The 17262-nt window shown below is 63.6% G+C and carries 14 protein-coding genes; 11 read left to right on the top strand and 3 right to left on the bottom strand.

The features are described from left to right. Positions 1–32: 32 nt before the first annotated feature. The 6 genes from hslU (at position 33) to DJ563_RS22940 (ending at position 7208) form a co-directional block, all read left to right on the top strand. Positions 33–1376 carry an ATP-dependent protease ATPase subunit HslU gene (hslU, locus tag DJ563_RS22965; protein ID WP_033701920.1) on the top strand — a complete coding sequence of 448 codons (1344 nt, stop codon included), beginning with the start codon at positions 33–35 and terminating at the stop codon, positions 1374–1376. A gap of 139 nt (positions 1377–1515) precedes the next feature. Then, the gene (locus DJ563_RS22960) at positions 1516–1893 is read left to right on the top strand and encodes a gamma-butyrobetaine hydroxylase-like domain-containing protein (protein ID WP_033701921.1); all 378 of its coding nucleotides are present in this window, start codon (positions 1516–1518) and stop codon (positions 1891–1893) included. Between the two features lie 352 nt (positions 1894–2245). Beyond that, complete coding sequence (phaC, locus tag DJ563_RS22955; RefSeq protein ID WP_033701922.1) at positions 2246–3925, top strand: class II poly(R)-hydroxyalkanoic acid synthase; 1680 nt, start codon at positions 2246–2248, stop codon at positions 3923–3925. Positions 3926–3987: 62 nt separating this feature from the next. Then, on the top strand, positions 3988–4839 hold the full coding sequence (gene phaZ / locus DJ563_RS22950; protein ID WP_033701923.1) for a poly(3-hydroxyalkanoate) depolymerase: 852 nt from the start codon (positions 3988–3990) through the stop codon (positions 4837–4839). Between the two features lie 58 nt (positions 4840–4897). After that, entirely contained in the window at positions 4898–6580 is a 1683-nt protein-coding gene (gene phaC, locus DJ563_RS22945) for a class II poly(R)-hydroxyalkanoic acid synthase (RefSeq protein ID WP_434518385.1), read from the top strand. A gap of 13 nt (positions 6581–6593) precedes the next feature. Next, positions 6594–7208 carry a TetR/AcrR family transcriptional regulator gene (locus tag DJ563_RS22940; RefSeq protein WP_033701926.1) on the top strand — a complete coding sequence of 205 codons (615 nt, stop codon included), beginning with the start codon at positions 6594–6596 and terminating at the stop codon, positions 7206–7208. 59 nt (positions 7209–7267) lie between these two features. On the opposite strand, the gene DJ563_RS22935 is transcribed toward DJ563_RS22940, so the two are convergent. Together DJ563_RS22935 and DJ563_RS22930 are read right to left on the bottom strand one after the other, a co-directional pair. Continuing rightward, positions 7268–8050 carry a phasin family protein gene (locus DJ563_RS22935; RefSeq protein ID WP_261872315.1) on the bottom strand — a complete coding sequence of 261 codons (783 nt, stop codon included), beginning with the start codon at positions 8048–8050 and terminating at the stop codon, positions 7268–7270. 10 nt (positions 8051–8060) lie between these two features. After that, positions 8061–8480: a phasin family protein gene (locus tag DJ563_RS22930; RefSeq protein WP_434518384.1), complete on the bottom strand. Its 420-nt coding sequence runs from the start codon at positions 8478–8480 to the stop codon at positions 8061–8063. Positions 8481–8656: 176 nt separating this feature from the next. Between DJ563_RS22930 and DJ563_RS22925 the strand changes: the two genes are divergently transcribed. Further along, positions 8657–13375 carry a dermonecrotic toxin domain-containing protein gene (locus tag DJ563_RS22925; RefSeq protein WP_434518383.1) on the top strand — a complete coding sequence of 1573 codons (4719 nt, stop codon included), beginning with the start codon at positions 8657–8659 and terminating at the stop codon, positions 13373–13375. Between the two features lie 12 nt (positions 13376–13387). On the opposite strand, the gene DJ563_RS22920 is transcribed toward DJ563_RS22925, so the two are convergent. Then, positions 13388–13663 (bottom strand): polyhydroxyalkanoic acid system family protein, encoded by a 276-nt coding sequence (locus DJ563_RS22920; RefSeq protein WP_033701930.1) that lies wholly within the window; start codon positions 13661–13663, stop codon positions 13388–13390. 124 nt (positions 13664–13787) lie between these two features. Here DJ563_RS22920 and ubiE point away from each other — a divergent pair, with 124 nt between their 5' ends. The 4 genes from ubiE (at position 13788) to hisI (ending at position 17262) form a co-directional block, all read left to right on the top strand. Beyond that, the gene (gene ubiE / locus DJ563_RS22915) at positions 13788–14558 is read left to right on the top strand and encodes a bifunctional demethylmenaquinone methyltransferase/2-methoxy-6-polyprenyl-1,4-benzoquinol methylase UbiE (protein WP_033701931.1); all 771 of its coding nucleotides are present in this window, start codon (positions 13788–13790) and stop codon (positions 14556–14558) included. Continuing rightward, positions 14558–15181 carry a ubiquinone biosynthesis accessory factor UbiJ gene (locus tag DJ563_RS22910; protein WP_434518382.1) on the top strand — a complete coding sequence of 208 codons (624 nt, stop codon included), beginning with the start codon at positions 14558–14560 and terminating at the stop codon, positions 15179–15181. Before ubiE ends, DJ563_RS22910 begins: the two co-directional genes overlap by 1 nt. Further along, positions 15178–16797 (top strand): ubiquinone biosynthesis regulatory protein kinase UbiB, encoded by a 1620-nt coding sequence (gene ubiB / locus DJ563_RS22905; RefSeq protein WP_033701933.1) that lies wholly within the window; start codon positions 15178–15180, stop codon positions 16795–16797. The genes DJ563_RS22910 and ubiB overlap by 4 nt, the downstream gene beginning before the upstream one ends. A gap of 72 nt (positions 16798–16869) precedes the next feature. Next, positions 16870–17262, top strand: a complete 393-nt coding sequence (gene hisI, locus DJ563_RS22900) for a phosphoribosyl-AMP cyclohydrolase (RefSeq protein WP_274097407.1) — start codon at positions 16870–16872, stop codon at positions 17260–17262.

Here is a 17262-nt window from a genome sequence, read left to right as displayed (position 1 = left end):
ACTGATTGCTCTGCTCGAGGACCATTTTCATCATGTCCATGACCCCCCGCGAAATCGTTCACGAACTGAACCGCCACATCATCGGCCAGGACGACGCCAAGCGCGCCGTGGCCATCGCCCTGCGCAACCGCTGGCGGCGCATGCAGCTGCCGGCCGAGCTGCGTGCCGAGGTGACCCCGAAGAACATCCTGATGATCGGCCCCACCGGTGTCGGCAAGACCGAAATCGCCCGCCGCCTGGCCAAGCTGGCCAACGCGCCGTTCATCAAGGTCGAAGCGACCAAGTTCACCGAAGTCGGCTATGTGGGCCGTGACGTCGAATCGATCATCCGCGACCTGGCCGATGCCGCGCTGAAGATGCTCCGCGAGCAGGAGATCATCCGCGTGCGCCACCGCGCCGAAGACGCCGCCGAAGACCGCATCCTCGACGCCCTGCTGCCGCAGGCGCGGGTTACCAACTTCAGCGAAGAAGCCGCGCAGACCAGCAGCGATTCCAACACTCGCCAACTGTTCCGCAAGCGCCTGCGCGAAGGCCAGCTGGACGACAAGGAAATCGAGATCGAAGTGGCGGATGCCGTGGGCGTCGAGATTGCCGCGCCGCCTGGCATGGAAGAGATGACCAACCAGCTGCAGAACCTGTTCGCCAACATGGGCAAGGGCAAGCGCAAAGCGCGCAAGCTCAAGGTCAAGGAAGCGCTGAAGATGGTCCGCGAGGAAGAAGCGGGCCGCCTGGTCAACGAAGAAGAGCTCAAGGCCAAGGCCCTGGAAGCGGTCGAACAGCACGGCATCGTGTTCATCGACGAAATCGACAAAGTGGCCAAGCGCGGCAATGTCGGCGGCGCCGATGTGTCCCGCGAGGGCGTTCAGCGTGACCTGCTGCCGCTGATCGAAGGCTGCACCGTCAACACCAAACTGGGCATGGTCAAGACCGACCATATCCTGTTCATCGCTTCGGGTGCGTTCCACCTGAGCAAGCCGAGCGACCTGGTGCCCGAGCTGCAGGGCCGCCTGCCGATCCGTGTCGAACTCAAGGCACTGACCCCGGAAGATTTCGAGCGCATCCTGCAAGAACCGCACGCTTCGCTGACCGAGCAGTACCAGGCGTTGCTCAAGACCGAGGGGCTGAACATCGAGTTCCTCACCGACGGTATCAAGCGCCTGGCCGAAATTGCCTACCAGGTCAACGAGAAGACCGAGAACATCGGTGCTCGCCGCCTGCACACCCTGCTCGAGCGCCTGCTCGAAGAGGTGTCGTTCAGTGCCGGTGACCTGGCCAGCACGCACGACGAAGCGCCGATCCAGATCGATGCCGGGTATGTGAACAGTCACCTGGGTGAGCTGGCGCAGAACGAAGACCTGTCGCGCTACATCCTGTAAGCGGCAAGCCTTGAGCTGCAAGCGACAAGCTGTTCAGTGTCGCTTGCAGCACCGCGAGGCATGATTTTTCCGCGATGGCTTGAATATCACTTCTTGAAGCTTGAAGCTTGCAGCTTGAAGCTCAGAAGAGATCCAGCCCATGGCCCGCCTGCCCACCGCCATCAACCTGCACAAAGCCTCCAAGACCTTGAGCCTGACCTACGGCCCAGACGAGGTCTACCACCTGCCCGCCGAATTCCTGCGCGTGCACTCGCCTTCCGCCGAGGTCCAGGGCCACGGCAACCCCATCCTGCAAGTCGGCAAGATCAACGTCGGCCTCGCCGGCCTCGAACCCGCCGGCCAATATGCACTGAAACTGACCTTCGACGACGGCCATGACAGCGGCCTGTTCACCTGGGAGTACCTGGAACAGCTGTGCCTGCGCCAGGCGCAACTGTGGGCCGAGTACCTCGACGCGTTGCATCAGGCCGGAAAGTCCCGCGATCCGGCCGAATCCGTTGTGAAACTCATGCTCTAGCTCAAGCCGCCTACGGTTTAGAGCGCATTTTCTAATCTCATCTGCTTGAATGCCCTACAGACAGCTCAGTGACGAGCTGTCTTGCGCATTACATGAAAGTCGGGTAACCAATGGAGCTGGCAAGGTCCCTGCATTGTCTTCAAGGCAACCAGGACCAGGCCGGTATGTAGAGGTCGCGAGCGAAAGCAGGCTGTCTTCACACGCAGAACTCCCCGCAGCTCATCACCCATGCATCCGGCCCGCAGCACCGCTGTTCCTTATCACTGGTCACCCGAGTAGCAGTACCGGGCTCTGGACTGTGCACTCCGCCACAGGCAACCGGTACTCGTCTCTGGACAACGGAGCGTCGTAGATGAGTAACAAGAACAACGATGAGTTGCAGCGGCAGGCCTCGGAGAACACCCTGGGGCTGAACCCGGTCATCGGCATCCGCCGCAAGGACCTGCTGAGTTCGGCACGCACCGTGCTTCGCCAGGCCGTGCGCCAACCGCTGCACAGCGCCAAGCACGTGGCGCACTTCGGCCTGGAGCTGAAGAACGTGCTGCTGGGCAAGTCCAGCCTGACGCCCGAAAGCGACGACCGTCGCTTCAACGACCCCGCCTGGAGCAACAACCCGCTTTACCGCCGCTACCTGCAAACCTACCTGGCCTGGCGCAAAGAACTGCACGAATGGATCGGCAGCAGCGACCTGTCGCCCCAGGACATCAGCCGTGGCCAGTTCGTCATCAACCTGATGACCGAAGCCATGGCGCCGACCAACACCTTGTCCAACCCGGCGGCGGTCAAACGCTTCTTCGAAACCGGTGGCAAGAGCCTGCTCGATGGCCTGTCCAACATGGCCAAGGACATGGTCAACAACGGTGGCATGCCCAGCCAGGTCAACATGGACGCCTTCGAGGTGGGCAAGAACCTGGGCACCAGCGACGGCGCCGTGGTGTACCGCAACGACGTGCTCGAGCTGATCCAGTACAGCCCCATCACCGAACAGGTGCATGCGCGGCCGCTGCTGGTGGTGCCGCCGCAGATCAACAAGTTCTATGTATTCGACCTGAGCCCGGAAAAAAGCCTGGCGCGCTTCTGCCTGCGCGCCCAGCAGCAGACCTTCATCATCAGCTGGCGCAACCCGACCAAGGCCCAGCGCGAATGGGGCCTTTCGACCTACATCGATGCGCTCAAGGAAGCGGTCGACGCGGTGCTGGCGATTACCGGCAGCAAAGACCTGAACATGCTCGGCGCCTGCTCCGGCGGCATCACCTGCACGGCGCTGGTGGGCCATTACGCCGCCCTTGGCGAGAAGAAGGTCAATGCCCTGACCCTGCTGGTGAGCGTGCTGGACACCACCATGGACACCCAGGTCGCGCTGTTTGTCGACGAGCAGACCCTCGAAGCCGCCAAGCGCCACTCCTACCAGGCCGGCGTGCTGGAAGGCAGCGAGATGGCCAAGGTGTTCGCCTGGATGCGCCCCAACGACCTGATCTGGAACTACTGGGTCAACAACTACCTGCTGGGCAACGAGCCACCGGTGTTCGACATCCTGTTCTGGAACAACGACACCACGCGCCTGCCGGCCGCCTTCCATGGCGACCTGATCGAGATGTTCAAAAGTAACCCGCTGACCCGCCCCGGTGCACTGGAAGTGTGCGGCACCCCGATCGACCTGAAGCAGGTCACGTGCGACATCTACAGCCTTGCTGGCACCAACGACCACATCACCCCGTGGCCATCCTGCTACCGCTCGGCGCACCTGTTTGGCGGCAAGATCGAGTTCGTGTTGTCCAACAGCGGCCATATCCAGAGCATCCTCAACCCGCCGGGCAACCCCAAGGCACGCTTCATGACCGGCGCCGATCGCCCGGGCGACGCGGCGGCCTGGCAGGAGAACGCCACCAAGCATGCCGACTCGTGGTGGCTGCACTGGCAGAGCTGGCTGGGCGAGCGTGCCGGCGAGCTGAAAAAAGCGCCGACCCGCCTCGGCAACCGCGCCTATGCCGCAGGCGAGGCATCACCGGGCACCTACGTTCACGAACGTTGAGTTGCAGCGCCGTGGCCACCTGCGGGTGACCACGGTGTTTACTTCACCACAGAGCCACGCGCATGCCGCAACCCTATATCTTCAGGACCGTCGAACTGGACCAGCAGTCCATCCGCACTGCCGTGCGCCCTGGCAAGCCGCATTTGACGCCGCTGCTGATCTTCAACGGCATCGGCGCCAACCTGGAGCTGGTGTTCCCGTTCATCGAAGCACTGGACCCGGACCTGGAAGTCATCGCCTTCGACGTACCGGGCGTGGGCGGCTCGTCCACGCCGCGCCAGCCCTACCGCTTTCCGGGGTTGGCCAAGCTGACGGCACGCATGCTCGACTACCTCGATTATGGCCAGGTCAATGTGATTGGCGTGTCCTGGGGCGGCGCGCTGGCCCAGCAATTCGCCCACGACTACCCCGAGCGCTGCAAGAAGCTGGTGCTGGCAGCCACGGCTGCGGGCGCGGTAATGGTGCCGGGCAAGCCCAAGGTGCTGTGGATGATGGCCAGCCCCCGGCGCTACATCCAGCCCTCCCATGTGATCCGCATCGCCCCGCTGATCTACGGCGGCGGCTTTCGCCGCGACCCGGACCTGGCCATGCACCACGCATCCAAGGTGCGTTCCGGCGGCAAGCTGGGCTACTACTGGCAACTGTTCGCAGGGCTAGGCTGGACCAGCATTCACTGGCTGCACAAGATCCAACAGCCCACGCTGGTGCTGGCAGGCGATGACGACCCGTTGATCCCGCTGATCAACATGCGCCTGCTGGCCTGGCGGATTCCCAATGCCCAGCTACACATTATCGACGACGGCCATCTGTTTCTGATCACCCGGGCCGAGGCCGTCGCCCCGATCATCATGAAGTTCCTTCAGCAAGAGCGTCAGCGCGCAGTCATGCACCCTCGCCCGGCTTCGGGCGTGTAGGCGCGGGTTTGCCTGCGATGGGCATCAGGCGCAAGGGTCAAGACCAGGGAGTGTTGCCATGAAAGACAAACCGGCCAAAGGAACGCCAACGCTTCCCGCCACCAGCATGAACGTGCAGAACGCCATGCTCGGCCTGCGCGGCCGCGATTTGATATCCACCCTGCGCAGCGTCGGCCGCCACGGGCTGCGTAACCCGCTGCACACCGCCCGCCACCTGCTGGCCCTGAGCGGCCAACTCGGCCGGGTGATGCTCGGCGACACGCCCTACCAGCCAAACCCGCGCGACACGCGCTTCAGCGACCCGACATGGAGCCAGAACCCGCTGTACCGGCGTGGCCTGCAAGCCTACCTGGCCTGGCAGAAGCAGACCCGCCTGTGGATCGAGGAAAGCCACCTGGACGCCGATGACCGGGCCCGTGCGCAGTTCCTGTTCACCCTGATCAACGACGCCCTGGCGCCCAGCAACTCGCTGCTCAACCCGCTGGCGGTGAAGGAGCTGCTCAATACCGGCGGCCAGAGCCTGCTGCGTGGCGCCGCGCACCTGCTCGACGATCTGCGCCACAACGACGGCCTGCCTCGCCAGGTCGACGAGCGCGCCTTCGAGGTGGGCGGCAATGTGGCGGCAACCCCAGGCGCCGTGGTGTTTCGCAACGAGTTGCTGGAGCTGATCCAGTACCAGCCGATGAGTGAAAAGCAGCACACCCGCCCCCTGCTGGTGGTGCCGCCGCAAATCAACAAGTTCTACATCTTCGACCTGAGCGCGACCAACAGTTTCGTCCAGTACATGCTCAAGAATGGCCTGCAGGTGTTCATGGTCAGCTGGCGCAACCCCGACCCACGGCACCGCGAGTGGGGCCTGTCCAGCTACGTTCAGGCCCTGGAAGAAGCGCTCAATGCCTGCCGCAGCATCAGCGGCAACCGCGACCCCAACCTGATGGGCGCCTGCGCCGGCGGCCTGACCATGGCGGCGCTGCAAGGCCACCTGCAAGCCAAGCACCAGCTGCGCCGGGTACGCAGCGCCACGTACCTGGTCGGCCTGCTCGACAGCAAGTTCGAAAGCCCTGCCAGCCTGTTCGCCGACGAGCAGACCCTCGAGGCGGCCAAGCGCCGCTCCTACCAGCGCGGCGTGCTGGACGGCGCCGAGGTGGCGCGCATCTTCGCCTGGATGCGGCCCAACGACCTGATCTGGAACTACTGGGTCAACAACTACCTGCTCGGCAAGACCCCGCCAGCCTTCGACATTCTCTACTGGAACGCCGACAGCACGCGCCTGCCCGCCGCACTGCATGGCGACCTGCTCGACTTCTTCAAGCTCAACCCACTGACCCACCCGGCGGGCCTGGAAGTCTGCGGCACGCCGATCGACCTCAAACAGGTCGACCTCGACAGCTTCACCGTGGCCGGCAGCAACGACCACATCACCCCCTGGGACGCCGTGTATCGCTCGGCCCTGTTGCTGGGCGGCGAACGGCGCTTTGTACTGGCCAACAGCGGGCATATCCAGAGCATCATCAACCCACCCGGCAACCCCAAGGCCTATTACCTGGCCAACCCCAAGCTGTCGAGCGACCCGCGCGCGTGGTTCCACGACGCCCAACGTAGCGAGGGCAGTTGGTGGCCCTTGTGGCTGGAGTGGGTCACACCCCGTTCCGGCCCACTGAAGGCGCCACGCACCGAGCTTGGTAATGCAACCTATCCGCCGCTGGGCCCTGCGCCAGGCACCTATGTCCTGACCCGATGAGCACACCGCCTGGATGAAAACTCGCGACCGTATCCTTGAATGCGCCCTGCAGCTGTTCAACCAGCAGGGCGAACCGAACGTCTCGACCCTGGAGATCGCCAACGAGCTGGGCATCAGCCCTGGCAACCTGTACTACCACTTCCATGGCAAGGAGCCTGTGGTGCTGGGCCTGTTCGAGCGCTTCGAAGAGGCGCTGATGCCTCTGCTCGACCCGCCCCTGGAGGTGCGCCTGGATGCCGAGGACTACTGGCTGTTTCTGCACCTGATCGTCGAACGCATGGCCCAGTACCGTTTCCTGTTCCAGGACTTGTCGAACCTGACCGGGCGCCTGCCCAAGCTGGCCCGTGGCATGCGCAGCCTGATCAACGCGCTCAAGCGCACCCTTGCCGCGTTGCTCGCCAGCCTCAAGGGCCAGGGGCAGGTGGTAAGCGAGACCCAGGCACTGGGGCAACTGGTGGAGCAGATCACCCTGACGCTGATGTTCTCGCTGGATTACCAGCGCGTGCTGGGGCGCGAGGGGGATGTGGGGATTGTCGTGTATCAGGTGATGATGCTGGTGGCACCGCACCTGCAGCCCCCGGCACGGGCGGCGGCGGAGCAGTTGGCGGTGAGGTACCTGGAGGGGTAAAGCTGTTCAATCGGCAGTGGCTTCTTCACGGGGCAAGCCCGCGAAGAAGCCACGCAGTATCAGGCTTCGGTAACTGCGCTCACCGGTGCCGACGGTGTATTGCTGGCCGGTGCCGCGCTTGGCGCTGGCGCTGCGGTGGCAGCGGGTGCGGCGCTGGTGGCCGGTGTTGCCGGTTTGGCCGCAGCCGGTTTGGCCGGGGCCTTCTTCACCGCAGGTTTCTTCGCTGCAGCAGGCTTGGCTGCAACAGACTTGGCAGCCGGTTTTGCCGCCGGCTTGGCAGCGGCAACCTTGGCTGCGGGTTTGGCCGCAGCAACCTTGGCCGCAGGCTTGGCAGCAGCGGTTTTAGCAGCCGGTTTGGCAGGCGCCTTGGCCAACGGCTTGGCCGCAGTCTTGCTCGCAGCAGCTTTGCTCGCAGCAGCCTTGGAAACCGGCGTGACCGAAGCACCGGTCAGCTTCTCGATCTGCTTGGTCAGGCTGTCTACCTGCTGGTGCAGGGCCTTGATCTCGTTGCGGCTAGGTACGCCCAGGCGCGAGATGGCGCTGTTCAGGCGCTTGTCGAAGGCTTCTTCGAGCTCGCTCCACTTGCCCAGCGCACGGTCCTTCACGCCAGACACCCGCGAGGTGGTCGAAGACTTGGCGGTTTCGGCGACATCTTCAGCGGTCTTCCTGGCCTGCTTCTCGGCCTTCTCGCCGTCTTTCACCAACGTGTCGAACAGCTTCGGGCCGTCCTGGTCGATCTTCGAATAGATACCCAGCCCGGCCAGCCAGATCTTGCGGGAGTACTTCTCGATCCCGCCGACCCAGGAGCTGCTTTCTTTATCGGAATTCTTCTTGCCAGCCATCCTGCTCTCCTTATGGTTTGTGCGCGACGCGCTCAAGCAGCTCGTGCAGCTGTTCAAGCTTGATGGACAACGCCTCAACGTCATGTTTAGACGGAATGCCGAGGCGATTCAAGGCGCGACCAACCCGTGCGTCGAAAGCTTTTTCGATCTTGTCCAGTTGAACTTCGACCTTGCCGCGTACGCGGCTGACTTCCTGGGTCGCTTCGTCGATCTGGGTATTGGCGGCATCGAGCTCTTTGTCGATGCGTTTCTTGCCACGTTTTTCAACGCCTTCGCCGGCCTTGACCAGCTCGCTGAAGTACTCGGAACCTTCCTGGCCGACGCGGGCGTAAGCGCCGATACCTGCCAGCCAGATCTTGCGCGCGTAGCCGCGCACCTCGCCCAGGGTGCTCAGGGCGTCGTCCTTTTTCTTCACATTCACTTTGGCCATGCTCTGTACCTCATGCTCATGAGTGGAGAGGAACCGCCCATGAAGGTTGGGCTTGAGCATAAGGTAGTGGGCCAAATTAGAATCTTCACCCTAAGCTCGGCGCTTACGTATCTACCACCACGGCCCCTGGAAAGCGGACAAGCATGCAGCTCCCATCCGACTGGAGCGCTCCTGACATGCCCCCCGCCGCCCCCCTTGGTCATCTCTCCTTCAGGCACCTGGTTGCTGCCTGCTTTGCCGAACGCCCCAGCTTGCGTAGCGTCATGGCCAGGGCCGCCTTCGAAGCGCTGGCAGACCGTTACCCCTGGATTCGCAGCAACCACCCGCAGCTCCAGTCTCTCGAAGGCATGACCATCCTCCCCGCGCCAGCAGGCGATGGCTCAGTCTGGCAGCGTGATCTGGTCGAGACGTTGCTCGAGCACTTCCTGAGCAGCAGCCCCATGGCCCTGGCCGCCACCGACCAGCTCAGCCTGTCGCCGCCCGAGGTTTTTCGCCCACAGCCGCAAGCCCCCGTCATTGAACTGCGCATGGCTGAGGTGAACCAGGTATTCGACGAGGTGCTGGCAACCCTCATCGAAACGTTCCAACACGCGCAGGCCAGCTTCTGGTGTGGGCGCGATGGCGACTCGGATGTGTCCCGCTTGCGCTGGCTGGAGCAGGTGCTCAAGGCCGCGTTGCTCAATGCGATCGAGCGCATGGGCCTGAACGAGGACGAGAAGAACCTGTTGTACGGGTTGGTCGCCGAAGACAACGCCACCCCTGCCGTGCAGGGCCTGCAGGTATCGCTTCAGCAGCAAAGTGTCGAGCATCGGCTGGTATCGGCGGACCTGCTGGTGATCGCGGAGCGCGATGAGCGTCGCCTGGTGCTCTGGTGCCAGCCATCAGGCACTGTACGTCGCTTCGACGACCTCGCCGAGTTCGCCTGCGCGCTGCGCGACGCGCTGGCCGACCGCTATGATTTCGACACACTCTCTTGGGCCTGCGAACCGGTTAACGGCTGCGCCTTCCGCTACCAGGCCAGCCAGTTGCTCAACGCTGCCCTGCAGAACATCGAGCGCGTGCAGCTTTACCCGATCGCCCAGGCGCGTGAGCTGGAAAGCCTTTACAGCCAACTCAGCGACCCCTCCTCTGCGTTCACCGACGCCGGCAGCACCGACCAGCAGGCGCCCGCCATCCCCCTGCCGGGCTGGCTTGCCCAGGCCAGTGCCACCGACCGTTTCCGCTACCACATGGCAATGCTGGCATTGTCCTCGCGTCAAGCGTTGGCAAAGGGCACGCCGGCGCTTGCTGATCTCGAGGACCTTCAGCACTACACCGCCCGGCGCCTGCGAGAACAGATGCACGCGGACCACCCAGACAAAACAAGCGTGGACCCCGACCACCTGCTCATCACGATCTCGCAGGTCGTCGAGGCATCGTCCAACGGGCCGGCCCGCCTGGAACCCCTTGAAACCATCACCCTTACCGAACTGGCTATCGCGCGCTTGCAGCCGAGCCAGCATGAAGTGGCCTCGGCCGTAACCATGGACAGCACCCAGGCCGCCGAGGGTTGGCTGACCCTCGACTACATCAACGGGCTGGTACACACGCTCGACGTCGGGGGTCAGTACCCCCTGTACCTCCATGCCCGGCTGCAAGACCCGACTGATCGAGTCAAGCGCATCCAGGGCTTCGCCAGGCAATGGCGCAGCACCCTGCTGTTTGACGCGCTGCAAGCCAAGATCGAGGGGCATCTGAGTGAGCGTGCATGCCAGGCACTGGCTGAATTCTGCGATGACTCGACAGCTGCCGCGACCGCGATAAAAGTGGCCCCTCTGGCCTTCAACTGTGCAGCGGGCGCCACCAAGGCGAACCGGGTACGTGGCATGTTTCTGATCGAGGTTGTACAGACCCGGTCCTGGATACTCTACTGCCCTCTTGGCGCAAGCCGAAGCTTGCACGAGTACGCCAGCCAGGCGCAGCTCATGGCCAGCATCCGTGCCGCCGGTGAGTTACAACGAAATATTCTGGCCTGGCTGGATGATGCTGACCGCCCGATCTACGAAAACGATGGTTTCACCCTGCCCCACTTGCACCCTCACCTGTCCGAACTGGCAGATCTGCTGGGGCCCGGCACAATGATGAGCGACCATGCCCTGGAGCAGTTGCGTGCGCCGGCCAGTCTGGCCTTCAAGGCGTGGGCAGACGACTTGGACAGCCAACTGCTCGAGGCACATGCCGAGGCGATGTTGCTGCTGGCCTCACGGCAGAGTGTCTCCAATACCCAACAGCGCTGGGCGATGGTCATCCAACTGGGCTGGCTGGCGTTCAACACGGTCACCGTGCTGCTGCGCGGGCCTGCGGCGACAGTAGCCTGGCTGGTCTCGGCGTTTATCAGCGTGAAAGCCGACCTGGCAGTACTGTCCCAGGGCAGCCTTGAGGAAAAGGCCCTGGCCTGCTCCGACCTGTTGTTCAGTATCGCCATGCTATTGGTGCATACGCCTGCCACGGCGCGCCCTGAAACGAGCCCGCCCGGGCAAACCGGGGTGCACCTGGGTGGGCCTTTGCCTCGGCAAGCGGGCAGCGCGACGCCACAGGAACAGCCTCAGGCCAGAGACTGGCTCCCCCCCACAGAACACGCTATGCCCACGACGTTCAGGGTGAGCGCCTGGAGCGACAACCAACGCCTGGGCAATTTGCCCGACGCAGCACGCAGCGCCCTGCTCGAACTGCGCGCCAACGTTGACCTGCATGGGCTGGCTGCACAGCCGCAAGGACGCCTGCGCGGGCTCTACAACATCGACGGGCGCTATTACGTGAAGCTGGGAGCCGCCACCTACGAAGTCGAAGAGAGCTGGTCGGGGGTTCGCATCATCGGGCCCGACACCAGCAAAGGCGACTGGGCGGCGCAGGGGGGCGAATGGGATGGCTACCTCATCGTCGGCCGCGAGCGCAGCAGAGGGCCGTGGCTGACCCGCTGGAACGGCGAATGGGCGATCGATTTGCGGCTGGCGGGCGGCATGCCCAGGTCGCGCAAGACGATGCTCGATGAAAATCGACGGGCAATGGTTGCCTTGCAGGAAAACCGCAAACGCAACGACGACGAACTGGTGAAGAACGAGCGCTTCATTGAACGCTACCTGACGCTGACCCAAGCCTACGACAATGCCGCAGCGGCATTCAGGCAGACGGTGAAACAGTACCCGGGCGTGGCCCGCAACGAGCTACCCGAAGCACTGCAGACGCAGTTGCGCACGCTTCAGACCATGCGCAACGAGGCCCAGCCACACCTGCAGATACTGTCACTGACGTACGAAAAACAGGTCAACTTGCTAACCTCGCAAATCGAGCTGTTTGGCCAAATGAGCGAGCCCCGATTCGCCAGGTTCGACCCAAACAGCAGATCGGCTTACGCCCGCGGCCAGTGGTCGGAGCAACTGCTCGAAACGGACGTGCATCTTTATCACCGTTTGCTCGACCTGACCGACTATGACGTCCTCAAGCAACAGTCCGAGCAATTGGCCAGGCTACCCTTTGGTGAAGAACAGGGGCTGCTGTACCTTGCCTACCGCGATAACGTGGAAGCTGCCCACGCCACCCACAAGCGCTTGCTGGCGGTCAGTGAACGCCTCGACCAGAACCTCGCCCAAGCCCTGGCCGACACCAGCCTGCAGTTCGAAGGCAAGCAGGCAAAGCTTGAGGAGGTCATCGGCCAACGCCACTTTTCAACCGTCATCATGCGCGCTCAGTTACTCGCCGACCTGGCCCAGCTGAGTGTCGACAGAGATCAACTCACCCGTGAAAACTTCAACGAGCTGCTGCGCATGCAGGCAGCGCTGCGCAACCCTGGCTTCCAAGCGGCATTGCTAAGCCATGACGGCCTGGCCGCGGCAAACTTGCCCGCCGAGGAACAGGCAGAAATCCTCGGCACTGCATTGCGTGAATACGAGACATCGCTGGGTAAAGCCAACTACTTGTTGTCATTGAACGAGCCAGCACTGAACGCTGCACGCGTGGAGCAATACATCAGCCAGTTGACGGCCTTGAAGTCATCGGCCGAGCATGACCTGAACAACGCGCTGCGCGCCGGTGAAAGCGGTGAGCCGGCGCAAGCCCGCCAGGTGACTTACCGAGGGCGGCCAGGCAAACGCAAGCTGATCCGCACCACGCAAGGTAGAACGATCCTGGCCGAACAGGCTCAGGACAACGGCGTGGCGACGCAGAACGACCCATTGACCCAGCAGACCATTGAGTACCAGCAGCGCAGCGATCAGTGGGAACAACTCCCCAGCATCGCCACCCCTCGCAGCAATACCTACTTGCGTCAGGTCGGCACCAGCCTGCTCGCGCAGAAAGCCGACAAGCTTGCCCTGATCGCCCGCTACTCGAAGGAACCCAATAGCCTGGCAGACCTGATGGACTGGCAGATTCAGGACATGGCCGACATCGCCCGTCAACTGACGGCCGGGCCAGCCGACGGCCAGGCCCTGGCGGTGCAGCTGAACGAAGCCGTCGCGCAGTTGCAGGCAGAAAAGCGCCGCTTGCTAACCGATGCCTACTTCAACACCCAACACCCGGACAGCACGGCTCTGCGCTACCTGTACCAGGAGGGCCATATCGAGATCGCACTGGCCAAGACGCGCAAACGGCTCAAGCAAAATGACTACCTGGATGTGTATGCCATCCATCGCATACAACCCAGGCAGAAACTCTGGGAAGCGCACTTTCACTACACCAGTGCCCAAGCCGCGCCGCGTGAGTTCGCCAAAGGCCACTTGAAGTTCTGGGAGCCACGGGCGATGAACCGAGACGAACGCCTGCAGCGCTCACACGACTCGGCAGAGCGGATAAACATCTACCGGGGCGATTTGCGCCTTGAGCAGATCGATGGGGTGATCCCGTTCCCGTCCGTCTGAAAACCGCTCGGGTCAGGCCAGCGCCTTGTCCAGCGCCCGCTCGATCTCGCCCTTGATGGTGCCGCTCATCATCGACAGCATCATGCCCAGTTTCAGCTCGACGCGGATGCTGTCGTCACCGATGTGCACGCTGCCGTTGGCGCCACTGCGTGCCACGTCGACGCGGTCGCCGTTCCAGGTGGCCTTGAGGTCATATTCGCGGCTCAGCTTGTCCACCAGCGCTTCGGCCTTGGCGCGAGCGGCCTCGCGGCCAAGGGAGTGTTTGCGTTCGACGCTGATCTGGGTCATGCGGGTGTTCCTGGATATGAAGACATAATCGGCATTATGCCCGCCCCTGCCCCCCGGCACACCCCGCCAAGACAAATCCGCCCGTTCGCCCTAGAATGGCGGTAATTTTTTCCGGTGAAGCGATATGAACGACCAGCGCAAAGGCGAACACGCCGAACCCACCACCCATTTTGGCTACCAGGACGTCCCCGAGAGCCAGAAAGCCAAGAAAGTCGCCGAGGTGTTCCACTCGGTGGCGGCCAAGTACGACCTGATGAACGACGTGCTTTCCGGCGGCATGCACCGCCTGTGGAAGCGCTTCACCATCGAGCTGTCGGGCGTGCGCAGCGGCAACCGCGTGCTGGACATTGCCGGCGGTACCGGTGACCTGGCCGCCAAGTTCTCGCGGCTGGTCGGCCCGACCGGGCAGGTAGTGCTGGCCGACATCAACGAGTCGATGCTCAAGGTTGGCCGTGACCGCCTGCTCGACCGTGGCGTGGCGGGCAACATCGAGTTCGTCCAGGCCGACGCCGAGAAGCTGCCGTTCCCGGACAACCACTTCGACTGCGTGACCATCGCCTTCGGCCTGCGCAACGTCACCCACAAGGACGAAGCCATCCGCTCGATGCTGCGCGTGCTCAAGCCGGGCGGGCGCCTGTTGATCCTCGAATTCTCCAAGCCGACCAGCAAGCTGATGTCCAAGGCCTATGACGCGTACTCGTTCGCCTTCATGCCACTGGCCGGCAAGCTGATCACCAACGACTCGGAAAGCTACCGCTACCTGGCCGAATCGATCCGCATGCACCCCGACCAGGAAACCCTCAAGGCCATGATGGTCGACGCCGGCTTCGACCGCGTCACCTACCACAACATGACCAGCGGCATCGTCGCCGTACACCGGGGAATCAAGCCCTGATGCTGCTGGCCGGGCTGCTCGCCAGCGTCGAACATGGCCTGAACCGCGTCCTGCGCATGGACAGCACGGCATTGCCGCGGCTGGCTGCGCTCGAAGGCAAGGTCATCGAGATCGATTGCCGTCAGCCGGCCCTGCAGGTGTTCATCCTGCCGGATGAAGACGGCCTGATGCTGGCCGCGCACTGGGAAGGTGAGGTCGACTGCAGCCTGCGCGCCCCCGCCGGCAGCCTGGCGCAACTGGCGTTGGCCAGGGACACGACCGCCGTGCTGCACAGCCCGCAGGTCGAACTGCATGGCGACAGCGCCGTACTGCTCGACCTGTTCGGCGTGTTGCAGGACCTGGAGCTGGACTGGGAGCACGAGCTGCAGCGTTGGCTCGGCCCGGTCGCCACCGCGCTGCTGGCAGGCCACATCCGCTTGCGTGCGCGCTGGACCCGCCAGGGCCTGACGCGCTTCAGCCAGAACCTCTCCGAGTACCTGGCCGAAGAGTCCCGCACCCTGGTCGGCAAACGCGAAGCCGAAGCCGCCTTCAGCGAGCTCGATGCCTTGAAGGTCGATACAGAACGCTTGGAGGCGCGCCTGCTGCGCCTCTCCCGATCCCTTGATACCAGCGATAACGCATGAAGCTGCTCGCCGTCCGCCGTCTCTTTCGCATCCAGCGCGTGGTGATCCGCTACCGCCTCGATGACCTGCTGTTCGACCTGCCCCTGCCCTGGTGGCTGATGAGCCTGCGCCTGCTGATGCCCTGGCGCTGGCTGCCGCGCACGCCCTCCGCGCTCAGCCGTGGCGCGCGCCTGCGCCTGGCGCTGCAGGACCTGGGGCCGATCTTCATCAAGTTCGGCCAGCTGCTGTCCACCCGCCGCGACCTGCTGCCCACCGACATCGCCGACGAACTGATGCTGCTGCAGGACCGCGTGCCGCCGTTCGACCCGAAAAAGGCCGTGGCATTGATCGAGGAGCAGCTCGGCGCCAAGGTCGGCGAGGTGTTCAGCCGTTTCGACGTCGAGCCGCTGGCCTCGGCCTCGGTGGCCCAGGTACACGCCGCGCGCCTGAAGAGCGGCGAAGAAGTCGTGGTCAAGGTGGTACGCCCGGGCCTCAAACCGATCATTGCCCAGGACCTGGCCTGGCTGTTCCTGATCGCCAAGGGCGCCGAGCGGGTGTCTGCCGACGCTCGCCGCCTGCACCCGGTCGAAGTGGTCAACGATTACGAAAAGACCATCTACGACGAACTCGACCTGCTCCGCGAGGCGGCCAACGCCAGCCAGTTGCGGCGCAACTTCGAGGGCTCCGAGCTGATGTACGTGCCCCAGGTCTACTGGGACCTGTGCCGGCCCAAGGTGCTGGTGATGGAGCGCATCTACGGCGTGCCGGTCACCGACATGGCAACCCTGGCCGACCAGCGTACCGACATGAAGCTGCTGGCCGAGCGCGGTGTGGAGGTGTTCTTCACCCAGGTGTTCCGTGACAGCTTCTTCCATGCCGACATGCACCCCGGCAACATTTTCGTCAGCACGGTAAAGCCGTGGAGCCCGCAGTACATCGCCATCGACTGCGGCATCGTCGGCAGCCTCACCGCAGAGGACCAGGACTACCTGGCGCGCAACCTGATCGCCTTCTTCAAGCGTGATTACCGCCGCGTCGCGCAACTGCACATCGATTCGGGCTGGGTGCCGGCGCACACCAAGGTCAATGAGTTCGAAGCCGCGATCCGTACCGTGTGCGAGCCGATCTTCGAAAAACCGTTGAAAGACATTTCCTTCGGCCAGGTGCTGATGCGCCTGTTCCAGACCGCCCGGCGCTTCAACATGGAGGTCCAGCCGCAACTGGTGTTGCTGCAAAAGACCCTGCTCAACATCGAGGGCCTGGGCCGCCAGCTGTACCCCGACCTGGACTTGTGGAGCACCGCCAAGCCGTTTCTGGAACGCTGGATGCGCGAGCGCTATAGCCCCAAGGCCATGGTCGGCAACCTGTACAGCCAGGCCGAGCAACTGCCGCACCTGGCCGGCATGACCCGCGACCTGCTCGAACGCCTGTCGCAACCGCACCTGCACGACCCGCAACTGCCCCAGCGGCGCCGCCAGGGCGACCGCTGGGCACTGCGCCTGCTCGGCGCCGGCCTGCTTGGCGGTGGCGCGGTACTGGCCGCAGGTGCCGCCGAGGCCGCCAGCCTGGCCGCCCCGGCCGCCTGGCCGGCATGGCTGATGCTGGCCGCTGGCCTTTACCTGATCGTGCGCCAATAGCCAGCCGCGCCTCTGGCTGGCAAACTAGCGCAAAGGGCCCGGCACAGGAGCGGGCCCGTTTTGGAGTCGACGATGAAAGACTGGCTGGACGAGATCAAGTGGAACAGCGATGGCCTGGTACCGGCCATTGCCCAGGACCACAAGACCGGACGCGTGCTAATGATGGCCTGGATGAACCGCGAATCCCTGGCCCTGACTGCCGCCGAGCAACGCGCCATCTACTGGTCGCGCTCGCGTGGCAAACTGTGGCGCAAGGGCGAGGAGTCCGGCCATGTACAGAAATTGCACGAAATGCGCCTGGACTGTGATGCCGACGTGATCATCCTGTTGGTCGAGCAACTGGGCCATATCGCCTGCCATACGGGCCGCGAAAGCTGCTTCTACCGCGTCTACGAAGACGGCCAGTGGCAAACCGTCGACCCGGTCCTGAAGGACCCGGACGCCATCTATAGCGCAGGACACTGA

The organism is Pseudomonas sp. NFX1 (assembly GCF_051123555.1).
GTDB classification, from domain to species: Bacteria; Pseudomonadota; Gammaproteobacteria; order Pseudomonadales; family Pseudomonadaceae; genus Aquipseudomonas; species Aquipseudomonas capeferrum.
The sequence above is the reverse complement of the archived record's forward strand: the minus strand, read 5'-3'. Positions and strand labels throughout refer to the sequence as shown.

Bases quoted from the DNA above. Each gene is read 5' to 3' on its own strand.
- DJ563_RS22960 (WP_033701921.1), top strand. From the start codon at position 1,516: ATGGCCCGCCTGCCCACCGCCATCAACCTGCACAAAGCCTCCAAGACC.
- phaC (WP_033701922.1), top strand. From the start codon at position 2,246: ATGAGTAACAAGAACAACGATGAGTTGCAGCGGCAGGCCTCGGAGAAC.
- ubiB (WP_033701933.1), top strand. From the start codon at position 15,178: ATGAAGCTGCTCGCCGTCCGCCGTCTCTTTCGCATCCAGCGCGTGGTG.
- phaC (WP_434518385.1), top strand. From the start codon at position 4,898: ATGAAAGACAAACCGGCCAAAGGAACGCCAACGCTTCCCGCCACCAGC.
- DJ563_RS22920 (WP_033701930.1), bottom strand. From the start codon at position 13,663: ATGACCCAGATCAGCGTCGAACGCAAACACTCCCTTGGCCGCGAGGCC.
- DJ563_RS22925 (WP_434518383.1), top strand. From the start codon at position 8,657: ATGCCCCCCGCCGCCCCCCTTGGTCATCTCTCCTTCAGGCACCTGGTT.
- DJ563_RS22940 (WP_033701926.1), top strand. From the start codon at position 6,594: ATGAAAACTCGCGACCGTATCCTTGAATGCGCCCTGCAGCTGTTCAAC.
- DJ563_RS22930 (WP_434518384.1), bottom strand. From the start codon at position 8,480: ATGGCCAAAGTGAATGTGAAGAAAAAGGACGACGCCCTGAGCACCCTG.
- hisI (WP_274097407.1), top strand. From the start codon at position 16,870: ATGAAAGACTGGCTGGACGAGATCAAGTGGAACAGCGATGGCCTGGTA.
- DJ563_RS22935 (WP_261872315.1), bottom strand. From the start codon at position 8,050: ATGGCTGGCAAGAAGAATTCCGATAAAGAAAGCAGCTCCTGGGTCGGC.
- hslU (WP_033701920.1), top strand. From the start codon at position 33: ATGTCCATGACCCCCCGCGAAATCGTTCACGAACTGAACCGCCACATC.
- phaZ (WP_033701923.1), top strand. From the start codon at position 3,988: ATGCCGCAACCCTATATCTTCAGGACCGTCGAACTGGACCAGCAGTCC.
- DJ563_RS22910 (WP_434518382.1), top strand. From the start codon at position 14,558: ATGCTGCTGGCCGGGCTGCTCGCCAGCGTCGAACATGGCCTGAACCGC.
- ubiE (WP_033701931.1), top strand. From the start codon at position 13,788: ATGAACGACCAGCGCAAAGGCGAACACGCCGAACCCACCACCCATTTT.